We start from the raw sequence: 16959 nt of genomic DNA on the forward strand, positions 1-16959 counted from the left end.
CCTACAATCAACGCGGCTGCGCCTTGGCCCGCATCTTTACCGCCATGTCCGCCATCGCATCGTACAGCCGCTCCGGCGCCTGGCGTTTGAGCTGCCAAGCCTCGCGCCCGGCGGTATGGGGGAGGATCAGGAACTCACCCGCCGCGACGTGCTGGTGGATGTAGTCGGCGATATCCGCCGCGCTGATCGGCGAGCCTTCCAGCAGCTTGCCGACCTGGGCTTTCATCGCCGGGTTGGGCCCACGGAACGAGTCCAGCAGGTTGGTCTGGAAGAACGACGGGCACACGCAGTGCACCGCCACCTCGAGCTGGCGCAGCTCCACCAACAGGCTCTCCGAAAGCGCCAGCACGCCGGCCTTGGCCACGTTGTAGTTGCTCATGCCAGGCCCCTGCATCAGCGCCGCCATGGACGCGACGTTGATGATGCGGCCCTTGCTGCGCTCCAGCTGCGGCAGGAACGCCTTGCACCCCTTGACCACGCCCATCAGGTTGACCGCAATCTGCCAGTCCCAGTCTTCCAGCGACAGCTCGGCGAAGAAGCCACCCGAGGCGACGCCGGCATTGTTGACGATCACATCGATGCCGCCGAACTTTTCTTCGCAGGCCTGGGCCAGGGCGGTGAGCTGGCTGTAGTCGCGCACGTCGCAGCGCTGGACGAAGCCCTCGCCCCCTGCGTCCCGCACCAGCGCCAAGGTTTCGCGCAGGCCCGCTTCGTTGACATCGGCCAGCGCCAGGTGCCAGCCCTCACGCGCCCAGCGCAGGGCGATCTCGCGGCCAAGGCCGGAGCCGGCGCCAGTGATCATGATGCGGTTTTGCATGGTGGCACGCCTTGTTCTGACAGGTTGTGCAGCGAGTCTAATCAAGGCTTCGGCCGGGGGCAGGATCCATCAGGGTAGTGAATGGGCGGGCATGTCTGTGTAGTCAGTGCCAGCCTCTTCGCGGCTAAAGCCGCTGCCACAGGGATCACCTAAGGCCTGAGGCCAGCACAGGTAGTATTCAAATGGAATCTTTGGCAAGCGGCACCGGTCCGAATTTACAAGAGGCCAGCAGTCCGAGGCCCTTGACCTTCAACCATGCAAGGACTCCGTCATGACCACGATTCTCATCATCATCCTGATCCTTCTGCTGATTGGTGGCTTACCGGTCTTCCCGCACTCGCGCAGCTGGGGCTACGGCCCGTCCGGCATCGTTGGCGTGGTGCTGGTGATTCTGTTGGTGCTATTGCTGCTAGGCATGATCTAGCCGCAGCCCATGAAAAAACCGCGCCAAGGCGCGGTTTTTTCATGGCCGGTGGATCAGTGCGAAACCGCGCCGGAAGCGCCCAGGCCGGTCTGCGAGCGAACGAACTGCGGGAAGAACTTGGCACGTTCGTCATCCGCTGCCTTGGACTTGTCGGTGATCGAGAAGAACCAGATCCCGATGAAGGCGATGATCATCGAGAACAGCGCCGGGTACTCGTACGGGTAGATGGCTTTCTCATGACCAAGGATCTGCACCCAGATGGTCGGGCCGAGGATCATCAGCGTCACCGCGCTCACCAGGCCCAGCCAGCCGCCGATCATGGCGCCGCGGGTGGTCAGCTTCTTCCAGTACATCGAGAGCAGCAGTACCGGGAAGTTGCAGCTGGCGGCAATGGAAAACGCAAGGCCAACCATGAAGGCGATGTTCTGCTTCTCGAACAGGATACCCAGGCCGATCGCCAGCACGCCAAGGGCAATGGTGGTGATCTTCGACACGCGGATCTCGTCCTTGTCGTTGGCCTTGCCCTTGCGCCAGACGCTGGCATAAAGGTCGTGGGAAACCGCCGAGGCACCGGCCAGGGTCAGGCCGGCAACCACCGCCAGGATGGTGGCGAAGGCCACGGCCGAGATGAAGCCGAGGAACACGCTGCCGCCCACGGCATCGGCCAGGTGCACCGCCGCCATGTTGTTGCCGCCGATCAGGGCGCCAGCGGCGTCCTTGAAGTCCGGATTGGTGCTGACCAGCAGGATCGCGCCAAAGCCGATGATGAAGGTCAGGATGTAGAAGTAGCCGATGAAGCCGGTGGCGTACAGCACGCTCTTGCGGGCTTCCTTGGCGTCACTGACGGTGAAGAAGCGCATCAGGATATGCGGCAGGCCAGCGGTACCGAACATCAGCGCCAGGCCCAGGGAGAACGCCGAGATCGGGTCTTTCACCAGGCCACCCGGGCTCATGATCGCCTCGCCCTTGGCGTGCACCTTGATCGCTTCGGAGAACAGCGTATTGAAGTCGAAGCCGACGTGTTTCATCACCATCAGCGCCATGAAGCTGGCACCGGACAGCAGCAACACGGCCTTGATGATCTGCACCCAGGTGGTAGCCAGCATGCCGCCGAACAGCACATACAGGCACATCAGGATACCCACCAGGATCACCGCGACGTGGTAATCAAGGCCAAACAGCAGCTCGATCAACTTGCCCGCGCCGACCATCTGCGCGATCAGGTAGAACGCCACCACCACCAGCGAACCGGAGGCCGACAGCGTGCGGATCTCCTTTTGCCCGAGGCGGTACGAGGCAACGTCGGCGAAGGTGTACTTGCCGAGGTTGCGCAGGCGTTCGGCGATCAGGAAGAGGATGATCGGCCAGCCGACCAGGAAGCCGATCGAGTAGATCAGGCCATCGTAGCCAGAGGTGAACACCAGGGCCGAAATACCCAGGAACGAGGCCGCCGACATGTAGTCGCCGGCAATCGCCAGGCCGTTCTGGAAGCCGGTGATCTTGCCACCGGCGGCGTAGTAGTCAGCCGCCGACTTGTTGCGCTTGGAGGCCCAGTAGGTGATACCGAGGGTGAAGGCGACGAAGGCCACGAACATGGCGATCGCCGGCACGTTCAGCGGTTGTTTCTGCACCTCGCCGGTCAGGGCATCGGCGGCCCACACGGCGGGTGCAAAGGCTCCGCAGGCCATGATGGCCAGGGCTTTGGCGTGGCGAATCATTGTTGCGCCTCCTTCAGGATGGCCTTGTTCAGCTCATCGAATTCACCGTTGGCGCGGCGCACGTAGATGGCGGTCAGGACGAATGCCGAAACGATCAGGCCGACGCCCAGGGGAATGCCCCAGGTAATCGACGAGCCAGGGCTGAGCTTGGTGCCCAGAATCTGCGGACCGTAGGCGATCAGGAGGATGAAGGCGCAGTAGAGGCCGAGCATGATCGCCGAGAGAATCCAGGCGAACCGTTCACGTTTGCTGACCAGCTCCTTGAAGCGCGGGCTGTTTTGTATCGAGAGGTAAATGCTGTCGTTCATTGTTTTTGTCCTAGCAGCACAGGTAGGGGATGGAACCCACACCCTTACTTTATGCAGCTGTTGGACGCCAACCAGACGACCTTAGTCTTAGATGCAACGGTGTTTTACAGAATCTGCAAAAAAGCGGGGCCGCTTTGCGGCCCTTTCGCGACACAAGGCCGCTCCTACAGGAGATCGCACACATCTGTAGGAGCGGCCTTGTGTCGCGAAAGGGCTGCAGAGCAGCCCCATGCTCTAAAAATTACTTGCCAGTCCACTCTTTAACGCGGTCAGGGTGCTTGGCCACCCAGTCCTTGGCCGCTGCCTCAGGCTTGGCCCCTTCCTGAATGGCCAGCATCACCTCGCCAATCTCATCCTTGGACTGCCACTGGAATTTCTTCAGGAACTCCGCCACTTCCGGCGCCTTGGTGCCCAGTTCCTTGCTGCCGATGCTGTTCACGGTCTCAGCCGCGCCATATACGCCTTTCGGGTCTTCGAGGAATTTCAGCTTCCACTTGGCGAACATCCAGTGCGGCACCCAGCCGGTCACTGCAATCGACTGCTGCTTGGCATACGCGCGGCCCAGTTCGGCGGTCATGGCCGCGCCGGAGCTGGCCTGCAACTTGTAGCCGGTCAGGTCGTAGTCTTTGATGGCCTGGTCGGTCTTGAGCATCACCCCCGAACCTGCATCGATACCGACGATCTTCTGCTTGAAGCTGGTATCGGTCTTGAGGTCGGCAATGCTCACCGCCTTGACGTACTCGGGAACGATCAGGCCAATCTTGGCATCCTTGAAGTTCGGGCCGTAGTCGACCACGTTGTCCTTGTTCTTGGTCCAGTACTCACCGTGGGTGACCGGCAGCCAGGCCGAGAGCATCGCGTCGAGCTTGCCGGTGGCCACACCCTGCCACATGATGCCGGTGGCCACGGCCTGCAGCTTCACGTCGTAACCGAGTTTCTGCTTGATCACCTCTGCGGCGACGTTGGTGGTCGCCACGCTGTCAGCCCAACCATCCACGTAACCGATGCTGACTTCTTTGGCCATGGCCTGTGCAGCGCTCATGGCCAATACCAGGGCGGTGCCCACCCCCAGGAAACGGCGCATTCTTGTAAAAGTAGCCATCAAAGCATCCCCTCGTCAGGTCTTGGAGATTGCATCATCTTCCTGCAACAAAGCGCGACCTGCTCCCACTGCGACCTGTACCACTCCATAGGCGACAGCACTGTGCCATTAGCGGCATCGAGCTACAGCGCCCTGCGCGATCCTTGCATGCCAAAGGTTTGGCGTCAGGCTACTATCTAACGTTTTGCGCCTGACGATGGACCGCCCGATGCCCGATGCCTCCCGCCCGCTGCCGTTGTACCTGCTCGCCTGCCTGCTCGCCCTGCTCGGGCTGGGAGCGCTCTGGTACGGGCTGGGCAAGCCGGTGCAGTTGCCCGACGCGGCCAGCCCCACGCATAAATTGCAGTGTGCGTCGTACACCCCGTTCGACAAGGACCAGTCGCCCTTCGACCAGCCTTTCCGACTGCGCCCGGCGCGCATGGACGCCGACCTGGCGTTGCTGGCCGAGCGATTCCAGTGCATCCGCACCTATTCGATGACCGGCCTTGAGGCAATCCCGGCGTTGGCGCGCAAGCATGGGCTGAAGGTGATGCTTGGCGCCTGGGTCAACGCCAACCCGGTCGACACCGGCAAGGAAGTGGACGCGCTGATTGCCGCTGCCAATGCCAACCCGGACGTGGTCAGCGCAGTCATCGTCGGCAACGAGGCGCTGTTGCGCAAGGAAGTGACCGGCGAGCAGCTGGCCGCGCTGATCGCAAAGGTGAAAAGCCAGGTCAGTGTGCCGGTGACCTATGCCGATGTCTGGGAGTTCTGGTTGCAGCACCCGCAGGTGGCGCCGGCCGTGGACTTCCTGACCATCCACCTGCTGCCCTACTGGGAAGACGACCCACGCGGCATCGACGATGCCCTGGCCCATGTTGCCGATGTGCGCCAAGTGTTCGGCAACCGATTCGCGCCCAAAGACATCTTCATCGGCGAAACCGGGTGGCCCAGCGAAGGTCGCCAACGCGAGACCGCAGTGCCCAGCCGGGCCAACGAGGCGCGCTTCATACGTGGTTTCGTCAGCATGGCCGAGGCCAATGGCTGGCACTACAACCTGATCGAAGCCTTCGACCAGCCGTGGAAGCGAGCCAGTGAAGGTGCCGTGGGCGGCTATTGGGGGCTGTACGATGCCGACCGGCAGGACAAAGGCGTGCTCGAAGGGCCGGTCAGCAACTTGCATTACTGGCCGCAGTGGTTGCTGGCGAGCGCGCTGTTGATGGCGGCCACGCTGCTGATGGCCGGGCGACCCGCGACACCGCTGGCAGCCCTGCTGTTGCCAGTGCTGGCCGCGTTCGCTGCGGGCTGCCTGGGCTTGTGGGGCGAGTTGATGCGCACCCATGCGCGGTTTGCCGGGGAGTGGGTGTGGGCGGTGGTGCTTGCTGGGTTGAACCTGCTGGTGCTGATGCATGCGGCCCTTGCCCTGGCACGCCGCGACGGCTGGCGTCGGCGGCTGTTCGACTATATGCAGGCTCGGGCCGGTTGGCTGTTGCTCGCGGCCGGTTTTGCAGCGGCGGTGAGCATGCTGGCGATGGTGTTCGACCCGCGCTACCGCAGCTTCCCCAGCGTGGCGCTGGCATTGCCGGCGCTGGTGTACCTGCTCAGGCCCGTGGCGGCGCGGCGAGCGGAGGTGGCGTTGCTGGCCTTCATCGTCGGCGCCGGGGTGTTGCCGCAACTGTTTCGGGAAGGTTGGGAGAACCAGCAGGCTTGGAGCTGGGCGGTAGTCAGCGTGCTGATGACCGCAGCCCTGTGGCGAAGCCTGCGAATTACTATAAGGCGATAAGCTTTTTGTAGGAGCGGCCTTGCGTCGCGAAAGGGCCGCGTAGCGGCCCCAGCAATCTCGGCAGAATGCTGAAATCTTGGGGCCGCTACGCAGCCCTTTCGCGACGCAAGGCCGCTCCTACACAGACCGTGTAGTTTTTCAGGCTGCACGTTGCCGTACCAGGCGCAAGCCCGCCAGCACCACCACGAACACCGCGATGCTGGCGGTATACAACACCAGGGCGGGAACGCCGAACACCAGCGCCAACACCGCCAGCCACCAACCGCCACGACTGGTAATGACCTGGGCAAGCAACGCCAGCCCCAACCCGGCCCAGGCCATCACCTGAAAGTGAATGCCCAGCCCCAACAACGAACGTACCTGGCACTGCCAGTGGTCGCCCGGCACTGCGCACAGCCCCACCCACTGTCCATCTTCCATCAAGCCATAGCGCACGCCATAACTGGCGGCAAGCCAGATGGCCAGAAACATCAGCAGTAGAGCGCCCGGCAGCGTTCGAGACATCCCGTTCTCCAATAGCGGTAATCGAAATCATCCATGATCGCCCAAGCCCTGTTGTAAGGCAAAATCACAACCCTGCAGCTATGTTGCAGATAACAAGCGCACCAAAGGCCACCGCGCTCGGCAACTTTGCCCAGGCAACCGTGGTCCTAGCCTGCGTACTGCACGACCTTGATCCTTCTGGGGGAACACATGCTTCGATCTTGGCGCCTTGCCGCCCTTCTTGGCGGCCTGCTCATGGCTGCGGCCGCTTCGGCGCGGGATATCGACGCCGCCAGCTACGGCTACCCCTTGACCAACCCGTTCGAGGCGACCATCGCCACCACGCCGCCGGAGCAGCGCCCGACCCTGCCCAGCGACGATGACATCGACCAGTCCGACTACAGCCTGAACCTGCGCCCCGAGCGCGAGTTCACCCTGCCCGACAACTTCTGGGCAGTGAAGAAGCTCAAGTACCGCCTGGCCCGCCAGGACCACGAGGCACCGCTGATCTTCCTCATCGCCGGTACCGGTGCGCCCTACTCCAGCAGCATCAACGAGTACCTCAAGAAGTTGTTCTACCAGGCCGGCTACCACGTGGTGCAACTATCGTCGCCGACCAGCTACGACTTCATGAGCGCCGCCTCGCGCTTCGCCACCCCCGGGGTCAGCCAGGAGGACGCCGAGGACTTGTACCGGGTGATGCAGGCCGTGCGTGCCCAACACCCGCGCCTGCCGGTCAGCGAGTACTACCTGAGCGGCTACAGCCTGGGCGCGCTGGACGCTGCCTTCGTCAGCCACCTCGACGAAACCCGCCGCAGTTTCAACTTCAAGCGCGTGCTGCTGCTCAACCCGCCGGTCAATCTGTACACCTCGATCAACAACCTGGACAAACTGGTGCAGACCCAGGTCAAGGGCATCGACCGCAGCACCACCTTCTACGAACTGATGCTGGCGAAGCTCACCCGCTATTTCCAGGACAAGGGCTACATCGACCTCAACGACGCCCTGCTGTACGACTTCCAGCAGTCGAAACAGCACCTGTCCAATGAACAGATGGCCATGCTCATCGGTACCTCGTTCCGCTTCTCGGCGGCCGACATCGCCTTCACTTCCGACCTGATCAACCGCCGCGGCCTGATCATTCCGCCGAAGTTCCCGATCACCGAGGGCAGCAGCCTGACGCCGTTCTTCAAACGGGCGCTGCAATGCGACTTCGACTGCTACATGACCGAACAGGTGATCCCGATGTGGCGCGCGCGTACCGATGGCAACAGCATCCTGCAACTGGTCAACCAGGTCAGCCTGTATGCGCTGGAAGACTACCTGCGCAACAGTGACAAGATCGCCGTGATGCACAACGCCGACGACGTCATCCTCGGCCCCGGCGATATCGGTTTCCTGCGCAAGGTGTTCGGCGACCGGCTGACCCTTTACCCCCATGGCGGCCATTGCGGCAACCTCAATTACCGCGTCAACAGCGACGCCATGCTGGAGTTCTTCCGTGGCTAACCAATTCCTCCTCGCCACCGCGCTGCTCGTCGCCGCCGGCAATGCCCTGGCAGCCGAAACCGCACCACGGGCCAGCGTGGTCGAAGCCGACCCGCAAGTCACCCAGGCGCCGCTGACACCAGAGGCCGACGGCTTCATCGACCCGCTGCGCGAATTGAAATTCAACCCAGGGCTGGACCAGCGCGAATTCGAACGCTCGACCCTGGAAGCGCTGAACGTGTACGACCCGCTGGAGTCGGTGAACCGGCGCATCTACCACTTCAACTACCGCCTTGACCAATGGGTGCTGCTGCCGCTGGTCAGCGGTTACCAGTACGTCACGCCCAGCTTCGTGCGCACCGGGGTGAGCAACTTCTTCAACAACCTGGGTGACGTGCCGAACCTGTTCAACAGCGTGCTGCAGCTCAAGGCCAAGCGCTCGGCGGAAATCACCGCGCGGCTGATGTTCAACACCATCATCGGCGTGGGCGGCTTGTGGGACCCGGCCACCAGCATGGGCCTGCCGCGCCAGAGCGAGGACTTTGGCCAGACCCTGGGCTTCTATGGCGTGCCGGAGGGGCCGTACCTGATGCTGCCGGTACTTGGCCCGTCGAACCTGCGCGACACGACCGGACTGGTGGTGGACTATGCCGGCGAGCAGGCGGTCAATTACCTGAACGTGGCCGAAGCCAGCGAGCATCACCCGGAGATCTTCGCCTTGCGCGTGGTGGACAAGCGCTACACCACCAAATTCCGCTATGGGCAGCTCAACTCGCCGTTCGAGTATGAGAAGGTGCGTTATGTGTACACCCAGGCGCGCAAGCTGCAGATCGCCGAGTAGGCAGGCCCGGCCTCTTTGCGGCTAAAGCCGCTCCCACAGGTACTGTGCAGGTCTCAGGCCTGAGGTGATCGCTGTGGGAGCGGCTTTAGCCGCGAAGAGGCCGGTACAGGCAACATCAAATCCCCAGGAACTGGCACAGCTCGCGCTTCTTCGCCAGGGCATCGCGCCGCCCCAGTTCGATCAGTTCGCTGCAATAACTGGCCTCGAACAGCAGATAGCTCAGCACCCCTGCTCCGCTTGTCCGGGTCGCCCCCGGGCCGCGCAGGAACAGGCGCAACGCCGCCGGCAACTCGCGCCGGTGCCGCGCCGCAATCTCGTCCAGCGGTTGGCTGGGCGCTACCACCAGCACCTCGATCGGCGCCAGCCCCAGGCGCCGTGCATCCAGGTGCGCCGGCAGCAGCCGGCTGAGGTGGTTGAGCCGCTGCAGCAGCTCGATATCGTCTTCCAGGCTGTCGATGAACGTGCTGTTGAGCATGTGCGCGCCAATCTGCGCCAGGCTCGGCTGCTGGCCGCTGAACACGCGCTGGGTCGGCAACGGCGCAGCCGGGCGCTGCGGGTTGCCGCTGACCCCGACCACCAGCACCCGGCTGGCGCCCAGGTGCAGGGCTGGACTGATCGGTGCCGACTGGCGCACCGCGCCGTCACCGTAGTACTCGTCACCCAGGCGCACCGGGGCGAACAGCAGCGGGATCGCCGCGCTGGCCAGCAAGTGATCGATGGTCAACGGTGTGGGCACGCCGATACGGCGGTGGCGCAGCCAGGCATCGATGGTGCCGCGCCCCTGGTAGAAGGTCACCGCTTGGCCGCTTTCGTAGCCGAAGGCGGTCACGGCGACTGCCCGTAGCTGTTCGGCGGCGATGGAATGGCCGATGCCATCCAGGTCCAGGTGCGACTGCAACAGGCCCCGCAGCGGGCTGCTGTCGAGCAAGGCCACCGGCACCTGGCCGCCCAGGCCCAGCAGGCTATGGCCAACGAAGCGGCTGGCCTGGCGCACGACGCCGGGCCAATCGCTGCGGATCACCAGGCGGCTGCGGAAGTTCTGCCAGAACGTGGTGAGGCGCTGCACCGCATCGTTGAAGCGGGTGGCGCCACTGGCCAGGGTAACGGCGTTGATGGCACCGGCCGAGGTGCCGACGATGACCGGGAACGGGTTATGTGCGCCGGGCGGCAGCAGTTCGGCGATGCCGGCAAGGACGCCGACCTGATAGGCGGCGCGGGCACCGCCGCCAGAGAGGATCAGACCAGTTACCGGGGGTGGTGCCATGGATTCCTTCCTGGGGTTGATGTGCTTTCAGGCCTGTCCTCTTCGCGGGCACGCCCGCTCCCACGGGTTATGCAATCCCTGTGGGAGCGGGCGTGCCCGCGAAGAGGCCGGCACAGGCAACAAACGGTCTAGCGTTTTTTCTTGTCGTACAGCCGTGGCGCGCCCTCAGGCCGCGACTTGAAGCGCCGGTGCGCCCACAGGTACTGCTCCGGGCACTCGCGCAGCACACCCTCGACCCACTGGTTGATACGCAGGCAATCCGCTTCTTCGCTTTCACCGGGGAAGTTCTCCAGCGGCGGGTGGATCACCAGACGATAGCCGCTGCCGTCCTCCAGGCGCTTCTGGGTGAAGGGAATCACCTGCGCCTTGCCCAAGCGGGCGAACTTGGTGGTCGCGGTGACCGTGGCTGCCGGAATACCGAACAACGGCACGAAGATGCTCTGCTTGGCGCCGTAGTCCTGGTCCGGTGCATACCAGATCGCCCGGCCCGAGCGCAGCAGCTTGAGCATGCCACGCACGTCATCACGCTCCACGGCCAGCGAATCGAGGTTGTGCCGCTCACGGCCACTGCGCTGGATGAAGTCGAACAGCGGGTTGCCGTGCTCGCGGTACATGCCGTCGATGGTATGCGCCTGGCCAAGCAACGCGGCGCCGATCTCCAGGGTGGTGAAGTGCACCGCCATCAGAATCGCGCCCTGCCCGGCCTGCTGCGCAGCCTGCAGGTGCTCGAGGCCTTCGATGTGGGCCAGGCGCGCCAGGCGAGCCTTGGGCCACCACCAGCTCATGGCCATTTCGAAGAAGGCGATACCGGTCGAGGCAAAGTTGGCCTTGAGCAGGCGCTGCCGTTCGTCGTCGGACAGCTCCGGGAAGCACAGCTCGAGGTTGCGCGCGGCAATGCGCCGGCGCTCACCGGCCACGCGATACATCAGCGCGCCCAGGGCAGCGCCGAGCCATAGCAGGGCACGGTAGGGCAACTGCACCACCAGCCACAGCAGGCCCAGGCCCAGCCACAGGCCCCAGAATCGCGGGTGGAGGAAATAGGGTCGAAAACGCGGGCGTTCCATTGAAGCTTCCGGCAAGACAAAGGCCGAGCATTCTACATCGGATCGGCACCGGTTGCGGCCAACCGGTCTTATCGTTATAAGTCAGGGCACTTTTTTCGCAACAAGCCGTCTATGCAGACCATGAGCCCAAACCCCACACCCGACACCGCCTCCGTGTTCCAGCTCAAGGGCAGCATGCTCGCCATCACTGTGCTGGAACTGGGGCGTAACGACCTGGAAGCCCTGGACCGCCAGCTGGCGGCGAAAGTGGCCCAGGCGCCGAATTTCTTCAGCAACACGCCGCTGGTGCTGGCGCTGGACAAGCTGCCCGCCAACGAAGGGGCAATCGACCTGCCCGGGCTGATGCGTATCTGCCGCCATCATGGCCTGCGTACCCTGGCGATCCGCGCCAACCGCATCGAGGACATCGCGGCGGCGATCGCCATCGACCTGCCGGTACTGCCGCCGTCCGGCGCCCGTGAGCGGCCGCTGGAGCCCGAACCCGAGGTAAAAAAGGCCGAGCCTGCACCTGCCCCGGCAGCAGAGCCTGCGCCTGTGCCAGAGGTGCGCCCGACCCGCATCATCACCGCCCCCGTGCGCGGCGGCCAGCAGATCTATGCCCAGGGTGGCGACCTGGTGGTCACCGCCTCGGTCAGCCCGGGTGCGGAACTTCTCGCCGATGGCAACATCCATGTGTACGGCGCCATGCGCGGCCGCGCCCTGGCAGGGATCAAAGGCAATACCAAGGCGCGTATCTTCTGCCAGCAGATGACCGCTGAAATGGTCTCGATCGCCGGCCAGTACAAAGTGTGCGAAGACCTGCGCCGCGACCCGCTGTGGGGCGCTGGCGTGCAAGTCAGCCTGTCCGGTGACGTGTTGAACATCACCCGTCTTTAACGGATACTTGCCGTCATTTTTAGAGCAACTTTTTCATCTGTTGCCGTTTATTTGCATATTGCTGGGACACCTGTCCCGACTTATTTAGGGGTGAAACACCTTGGCCAAGATTCTCGTCGTTACTTCCGGCAAGGGGGGTGTGGGCAAGACCACCACCAGCGCCGCCATCGGCACCGGCCTCGCACTGCGCGGCCACAAGACTGTCATCGTCGACTTCGACGTGGGCCTGCGTAACCTCGACCTGATCATGGGCTGCGAGCGCCGTGTGGTGTACGACTTCGTCAACGTAGTCAACGGCGAAGCCAACCTGCAGCAGGCCCTGATCAAGGACAAGCGCCTGGAGAACCTGTTCGTGCTGGCCGCCAGCCAGACCCGCGACAAGGACGCGCTGACCCAGGAAGGCGTGGAAAAGGTGCTGATGGAGCTGAAAGAACAGTTCGATTACGTCATCTGCGATTCCCCGGCCGGTATCGAGAAAGGCGCGCACCTGGCGATGTACTTCGCCGACGAAGCCATTGTCGTGACCAACCCTGAAGTGTCCTCGGTGCGTGACTCGGACCGCATGCTGGGCATCCTGTCGAGCAAGTCGCGCCGCTCCGAGAACGGCGAAGAGCCGATCAAGGAACACCTGCTGATCACCCGTTACCACCCCGAGCGCGTGGAAAAGGGCGAAATGCTCAGCATCGCCGACGTCGAAGAGATCCTGGCGATCAAGCTCAAGGGTGTGATCCCCGAGTCGCAGGCCGTGCTCAAGGCCTCCAACCAGGGTATCCCGGTCATCCTCGACGACCAGAGCGATGCCGGCCAGGCGTACAGCGACACCGTCGACCGCCTCCTGGGCAAAGAGAAACCCCTGCGTTTCGTCGAAGTGCCGAAGCAAGGATTCTTCGCGCGCCTGTTTGGAGGCAAGTAAACCATGAACCTTTTTGACTTCTTTCGTGGCAGACAGAAACAGACCAGCGCGTCGGTAGCGAAAGAGCGTCTACAGATCATCGTGGCGCATGAGCGCGGCCAGCGCAGCGAACCGGACTACCTGCCGGCGCTGCAGAAAGAACTGCTGGAAGTGATCCGCAAGTATGTGAACATCGGCAACGATGATGTGCACATCGAGCTGGAAAACCAGGGCAGCTGCTCGATTCTGGAACTGAACATCACCTTGCCTGATCGCTGATTCAGGCGTTTCAGGCACAGGCGAAAACCACTGGGGCTGCACTGCAGCCCCAGTGGTTTTTGTCATTTTCACAGAGAACCCGCAATGCCGCTGTCGAACATCCAGATCCTCCATGAAGACGCCGCCATCCTGGTGATCAACAAACCGACCCTGCTGCTGTCGGTGCCCGGCCGTGCCGAGGACAACAAGGACTGCCTGATCACCCGCCTGCAGGAAAACGGCTACCCGGACGCGCTGATCGTGCACCGCCTGGATTGGGAAACCTCTGGCATCATCCTGCTGGCCCGCGATGCCGACAGCCACCGCGAGTTGTCGCGCCAGTTCCATGATCGCGAAACCGAAAAGGCCTACACCGCGTTGTGCTGGGGCCAGCCGGCGCTGGACAGCGGCAGCATCGACCTGCCCCTGCGCTACGACCCGCCAACCAAGCCACGGCATGTGGTGGACCATGAACAGGGCAAGCATGCACTGACGTTCTGGCGCATCGTCGAGCGATGCGGGGATCACTGCCGGGTCGAGCTGACCCCGATCACCGGGCGCTCGCACCAGTTGCGCGTGCACATGCTGTCGATCGGCCACCCGTTGCTGGGCGACCGCCTGTATGCCAACCCCGAGGCGCTGGCGGCCCATGAACGGCTGTGCCTGCATGCCTCGATGTTGAGCTTCACCCACCCGGTCAGCGGCGAGCGCTTGAAGTTCGAGTGCCCTGCCCCCTTCTGATGCTGCAGGGCCTGTACCGGCCTCTTCGCGGCTAAAGCCGCTCCCACAGGGACGGTGCCAGCCGCAAGGCCTGTGATATCCCTTGGGAGCGGCTTTAGCCGCGAAGAGGCAGACACAAATTATCGACTCAATAGGCTAAACTCGCGCCACTGCTGTCTGGAGTGAGTTATGCGCGAAGCACTGAATACCGGCCTGATCGAATTCCTCAAGGCCTCCCCGACGCCCTTCCATGCCACCGCCAGCCTGGCCCAGCGCCTGGAGGCGGCCGGCTACCAGCGCCTGGACGAGCGTGACAGCTGGGCTACGGTGCCCGGTGGCCGTTACTTCCTTACCCGCAATGACTCCTCGATCATCGCGATCAAGCTGGGCAAGCAGTCGCCGCTGCACAACGGCATCCGCATGGTCGGCGCGCACACCGACAGCCCTTGCCTGCGGGTCAAGCCGCAGCCTGAGTTGCAGCGCCAGGGCTTCCTGCAACTGGGCGTGGAAGTGTACGGCGGCGCGTTGCTGGCGCCGTGGTTCGACCGCGACCTGTCGCTGGCCGGGCGCGTCACCTTCCGCCGTGACGGCAAGGTAGAAAGCCAGCTGATCGACTTCAAGCTGCCGATCGCGATCATCCCCAACCTGGCGATCCACCTGAACCGCACCGCCAACGAAGGCTGGCAGATCAATCCGCAGAATGAACTGCCGCCGATTCTCGCCCAGGTGGCCGGTGACGAGCGCATCGACTTCCGCGCCGTGCTCACCGAGCAACTGGCCCGCGAGCACGACCTCAACGCCGACGTGGTGCTGGATTACGAGCTGAGCTTCTACGATACCCAGGACGCTGCGCTGATCGGCCTCAATGGCGACTTCATCGCTGGCGCCCGCCTGGACAACCTGCTGTCGTGCTATGCCGGCCTGCAGGCGCTGCTGGGTGCCGACAGCGACGAGATCTGCGTGCTGGTGTGCAACGATCATGAAGAAGTCGGCAGCTGCTCGGCCTGTGGCGCCGATGGCCCGATGCTCGAACAGACCCTGCAGCGCCTGCTGCCGGATGGCGATGCCTATGTGCGCACCATCCAGCGCTCGCTGATGGTCTCGGCCGACAACGCCCACGGCGTGCACCCCAACTATGCCGACAAGCACGACGGCAACCACGGGCCCAAGCTCAACGCCGGGCCGGTGATCAAGGTCAACAACAACCAGCGCTACGCCACCAACAGCGAAACCGCCGGGTTCTTCCGGCACCTGTGCATGGCCGAGGAAGTGCCGGTGCAGAGCTTCGTGGTGCGCAGCGACATGGGCTGTGGTTCGACCATCGGGCCGATCGCCGCCAGCCATCTGGGGGTGCGCACGGTGGATATCGGTTTGCCGACCTTTGCCATGCACTCGATCCGCGAGCTGTGTGGCAGCCATGACCTGGCGCACCTGGTGAAAGTGCTTTCGGCCTTCTACCGTAGCCGCGAGCTGCCCTGAGATTGATGTAGGCAGGTCCGGCCTCTTCGCGGGCAAGCCCGCTCCCACAAGTCTGGACTGCCCCCAAGAAGTTGGACACCAATCCAACCCTTGGGGGATTCATGGCCAAGTACACTGAGCAGTTCAAGCTCACAGCAATCACTGCCTATTTGGATGGCAGCAACGGTTTCCGTACGGTAGCTCGAAACTTTGGCATCGATTTCAGCCTGTTGCGACGCTGGGTTGCCAGCTACCAGTTGAGACGCAGCATCAGCCCAGGCTCACATGCACGGCGCTATACCGAGGACTTCAAGCGGCAGGTGCTGAGTTACATGCATGAGCATCGCCTTTCCCTGCGCCAAACTGCTGCGCACTTTGACCTGGGACAATCATCTCAGATAGGCATTTGGCAGCGGCAGTACTACAGTGGCAGTCCTGTCTCGCCTACTGTCATCAAGCAAAGAAAGCCAATCAACGTGTCGAAAAAAATCAAGCCAGCCAAGCCCACCAATACCGACGATGCGCAAAAGCCTCGAGAGCAGCTGATGGCTGAGCTTGAGTACCTGCGCATGGAGAACGCTGTCCTAAAGGAGCTCAAGGCCATGCGCGAGGAACAGGAGCGAACACGGACGAAAAAGTCTTAATCGTCGCCAAACTCAAGCGCAGATTTCCTTTGCCTGACCTCCTGCGGGTAGTCGGGCTGGCGCGCAGCACCTTCTACTATCAGCTCAAGGCTCAGCAGAAGCCGGACAGGCATGCGGCGCTCAAAGAACTGGTACATCGTGTCTATCACGAGCACAAAGGGCTGTACGGCTATCGCCGCGTTGCGCTCGTGATAAGAAAGGACAAGCTGGTGAACAAGAAGGTCGTTGAACGACTGATGGCTGAGCAAGGGTTGAAGTCAGTGGTACGGCCTAAGAAATACCGTTCCTATCGTGGTGTTGTCGGCAAGGTGGCGGCGAATTTGCTAGAGCGAAATTTTGTTGCCCAACGACCTAATCAGAAGTGGGTGACCGACGTGACTGAATTCAAGGTGGCGCAACAGAAGCTCTATCTCTCGCCGGTTATGGATTTGTACAACGGTGAAATCGTGGCGTACGAAACGGCCAAACGTCCTTGCTACAGCCTGGTTGGGAACATGCTCGACAAGGCCCTCGACTGCTTGGGAGAGAAGCCGAAGCTTGTGCTGCATTCAGATCAGGGATGGCATTACCAGCAGGCTCAGTATCGTCACAAGCTCCGTGGGCGAGGCGTGAAACAGAGCATGTCGCGCAAGGGCAATTGCCTGGACAACGCGGCCATGGAAAGCTTCTTCGGTACGCTCAAGTCTGAATTTTTCTACCTGAAGCGCTTTGAGAGTGTCGATGAGTTGAAAGCGGGCCTGGACGAGTACATCCGCTACTACAACCATGACCGCATCAAACTGAAGCTCAATGGCCTGAGCCCTGTTGAGTACAGGGCTCAGGCTGCAGCATAGAACTGTC

The 16959-nt window shown here is 62.7% G+C and carries 17 protein-coding genes; 10 read left to right on the forward strand and 7 right to left on the reverse strand.

All coding sequences use genetic code 11. From position 1 onward, the window contains the following. Positions 1 to 7 precede the first annotated feature (7 nt). Complete coding sequence (locus ACTORR_RS07090; protein ID WP_212632679.1) at positions 8 to 817, reverse strand: SDR family oxidoreductase; 810 nt, start codon at positions 815 to 817, stop codon at positions 8 to 10. A gap of 271 nt (positions 818 to 1088) precedes the next feature. Here ACTORR_RS07090 and ACTORR_RS07095 point away from each other — a divergent pair, with 271 nt between their 5' ends. Then, on the forward strand, positions 1089 to 1241 hold the full coding sequence (locus tag ACTORR_RS07095; RefSeq protein WP_012271016.1) for a DUF3309 family protein: 153 nt from the start codon (positions 1089 to 1091) through the stop codon (positions 1239 to 1241). Between the two features lie 53 nt (positions 1242 to 1294). On the opposite strand, the gene ACTORR_RS07100 is transcribed toward ACTORR_RS07095, so the two are convergent. The 3 genes from ACTORR_RS07100 to ACTORR_RS07110 all read right to left on the reverse strand — a co-directional run bounded on the left by ACTORR_RS07100 (position 1295) and on the right by ACTORR_RS07110 (position 4369). Beyond that, complete coding sequence (locus ACTORR_RS07100) at positions 1295 to 2959, reverse strand: cation acetate symporter (protein WP_054886408.1); 1665 nt, start codon at positions 2957 to 2959, stop codon at positions 1295 to 1297. After that, entirely contained in the window at positions 2956 to 3267 is a 312-nt protein-coding gene (locus ACTORR_RS07105; RefSeq protein WP_054886409.1) for a DUF485 domain-containing protein, read from the reverse strand. Before ACTORR_RS07105 ends, ACTORR_RS07100 begins: the two co-directional genes overlap by 4 nt. A gap of 241 nt (positions 3268 to 3508) precedes the next feature. Then, entirely contained in the window at positions 3509 to 4369 is an 861-nt protein-coding gene (locus tag ACTORR_RS07110) for a glycine betaine ABC transporter substrate-binding protein (RefSeq protein WP_054886410.1), read from the reverse strand. Positions 4370 to 4565: 196 nt separating this feature from the next. Between ACTORR_RS07110 and ACTORR_RS07115 the strand changes: the two genes are divergently transcribed. Continuing rightward, entirely contained in the window at positions 4566 to 6131 is a 1566-nt protein-coding gene (locus tag ACTORR_RS07115) for a glycoside hydrolase family 17 protein (RefSeq protein ID WP_313365761.1), read from the forward strand. 138 nt (positions 6132 to 6269) lie between these two features. Here ACTORR_RS07115 and ACTORR_RS07120 read toward each other — a convergent pair whose 3' ends face one another. After that, positions 6270 to 6635, reverse strand: coding sequence for a hypothetical protein (locus ACTORR_RS07120; protein WP_441343598.1), 366 nt, complete (start codon positions 6633 to 6635; stop codon positions 6270 to 6272). Between the two features lie 189 nt (positions 6636 to 6824). Between ACTORR_RS07120 and ACTORR_RS07125 the strand changes: the two genes are divergently transcribed. Both ACTORR_RS07125 and ACTORR_RS07130 read left to right on the forward strand, forming a co-directional pair. Next, positions 6825 to 8123, forward strand: a complete 1299-nt coding sequence (locus ACTORR_RS07125; RefSeq protein ID WP_054886413.1) for a serine/threonine protein kinase — start codon at positions 6825 to 6827, stop codon at positions 8121 to 8123. 76 nt (positions 8124 to 8199) lie between these two features. Further along, complete coding sequence (locus ACTORR_RS07130) at positions 8200 to 8943, forward strand: MlaA family lipoprotein (RefSeq protein ID WP_371858381.1); 744 nt, start codon at positions 8200 to 8202, stop codon at positions 8941 to 8943. 115 nt (positions 8944 to 9058) lie between these two features. Here the strand turns inward: ACTORR_RS07130 and ACTORR_RS07135 are convergent, their stop codons facing one another. Continuing rightward, on the reverse strand, positions 9059 to 10207 hold the full coding sequence (locus ACTORR_RS07135) for a patatin-like phospholipase family protein (RefSeq protein ID WP_099814776.1): 1149 nt from the start codon (positions 10205 to 10207) through the stop codon (positions 9059 to 9061). A 128-nt stretch (positions 10208 to 10335) separates the two neighbouring features. Further along, a complete protein-coding gene (locus tag ACTORR_RS07140) occupies positions 10336 to 11271 on the reverse strand; it encodes a lipid A biosynthesis lauroyl acyltransferase (RefSeq protein WP_099814777.1) in 936 nt (311 codons plus the stop codon). A 111-nt stretch (positions 11272 to 11382) separates the two neighbouring features. Between ACTORR_RS07140 and minC the strand changes: the two genes are divergently transcribed. From minC to ACTORR_RS07170, 6 genes are all read left to right on the forward strand, one after another. Beyond that, positions 11383 to 12147: a septum site-determining protein MinC gene (gene minC, locus ACTORR_RS07145; RefSeq protein ID WP_054886416.1), complete on the forward strand. Its 765-nt coding sequence runs from the start codon at positions 11383 to 11385 to the stop codon at positions 12145 to 12147. Positions 12148 to 12247: 100 nt separating this feature from the next. Further along, a complete protein-coding gene (minD, locus tag ACTORR_RS07150; protein ID WP_054886417.1) occupies positions 12248 to 13060 on the forward strand; it encodes a septum site-determining protein MinD in 813 nt (270 codons plus the stop codon). Positions 13061 to 13063: 3 nt separating this feature from the next. Next, a complete protein-coding gene (gene minE, locus ACTORR_RS07155) occupies positions 13064 to 13318 on the forward strand; it encodes a cell division topological specificity factor MinE (protein ID WP_003252572.1) in 255 nt (84 codons plus the stop codon). A gap of 84 nt (positions 13319 to 13402) precedes the next feature. Continuing rightward, on the forward strand, positions 13403 to 14038 hold the full coding sequence (locus ACTORR_RS07160; RefSeq protein ID WP_019472567.1) for an RluA family pseudouridine synthase: 636 nt from the start codon (positions 13403 to 13405) through the stop codon (positions 14036 to 14038). A 168-nt stretch (positions 14039 to 14206) separates the two neighbouring features. Beyond that, complete coding sequence (locus tag ACTORR_RS07165) at positions 14207 to 15496, forward strand: M18 family aminopeptidase (protein ID WP_441343599.1); 1290 nt, start codon at positions 14207 to 14209, stop codon at positions 15494 to 15496. 101 nt (positions 15497 to 15597) lie between these two features. After that, a protein-coding gene (locus tag ACTORR_RS07170; RefSeq protein WP_441343600.1) for an IS3 family transposase occupies positions 15598 to 16952 on the forward strand; the annotation gives its coding sequence in 2 pieces (ribosomal slippage) (positions 15598 to 16071 and positions 16074 to 16952; 1353 coding nt in all). Positions 16953 to 16959: the final 7 nt, after the last annotated feature.

The sequence above is a fragment of the Pseudomonas sp. SAR267 genome (genome assembly GCF_052077595.1).
In the GTDB taxonomy this organism is placed as follows: domain Bacteria; phylum Pseudomonadota; class Gammaproteobacteria; order Pseudomonadales; family Pseudomonadaceae; genus Aquipseudomonas; species Aquipseudomonas vlassakiae.

Bases quoted from the DNA above. Each gene is read 5' to 3' on its own strand.
- ACTORR_RS07110 (WP_054886410.1), bottom strand. From the start codon at position 4,369: ATGGCTACTTTTACAAGAATGCGCCGTTTCCTGGGGGTGGGCACCGCC.
- ACTORR_RS07105 (WP_054886409.1), bottom strand. From the start codon at position 3,267: ATGAACGACAGCATTTACCTCTCGATACAAAACAGCCCGCGCTTCAAG.
- ACTORR_RS07140 (WP_099814777.1), bottom strand. From the start codon at position 11,271: ATGGAACGCCCGCGTTTTCGACCCTATTTCCTCCACCCGCGATTCTGG.
- ACTORR_RS07165 (WP_441343599.1), top strand. From the start codon at position 14,207: ATGCGCGAAGCACTGAATACCGGCCTGATCGAATTCCTCAAGGCCTCC.
- ACTORR_RS07100 (WP_054886408.1), bottom strand. From the start codon at position 2,959: ATGATTCGCCACGCCAAAGCCCTGGCCATCATGGCCTGCGGAGCCTTT.
- ACTORR_RS07095 (WP_012271016.1), top strand. From the start codon at position 1,089: ATGACCACGATTCTCATCATCATCCTGATCCTTCTGCTGATTGGTGGC.
- ACTORR_RS07125 (WP_054886413.1), top strand. From the start codon at position 6,825: ATGCTTCGATCTTGGCGCCTTGCCGCCCTTCTTGGCGGCCTGCTCATG.
- ACTORR_RS07120 (WP_441343598.1), bottom strand. From the start codon at position 6,635: ATGTCTCGAACGCTGCCGGGCGCTCTACTGCTGATGTTTCTGGCCATC.
- minC (WP_054886416.1), top strand. From the start codon at position 11,383: ATGCAGACCATGAGCCCAAACCCCACACCCGACACCGCCTCCGTGTTC.
- ACTORR_RS07160 (WP_019472567.1), top strand. From the start codon at position 13,403: ATGCCGCTGTCGAACATCCAGATCCTCCATGAAGACGCCGCCATCCTG.
- ACTORR_RS07090 (WP_212632679.1), bottom strand. From the start codon at position 817: ATGCAAAACCGCATCATGATCACTGGCGCCGGCTCCGGCCTTGGCCGC.
- ACTORR_RS07115 (WP_313365761.1), top strand. From the start codon at position 4,566: ATGGACCGCCCGATGCCCGATGCCTCCCGCCCGCTGCCGTTGTACCTG.
- ACTORR_RS07135 (WP_099814776.1), bottom strand. From the start codon at position 10,207: ATGGCACCACCCCCGGTAACTGGTCTGATCCTCTCTGGCGGCGGTGCC.
- minE (WP_003252572.1), top strand. From the start codon at position 13,064: ATGAACCTTTTTGACTTCTTTCGTGGCAGACAGAAACAGACCAGCGCG.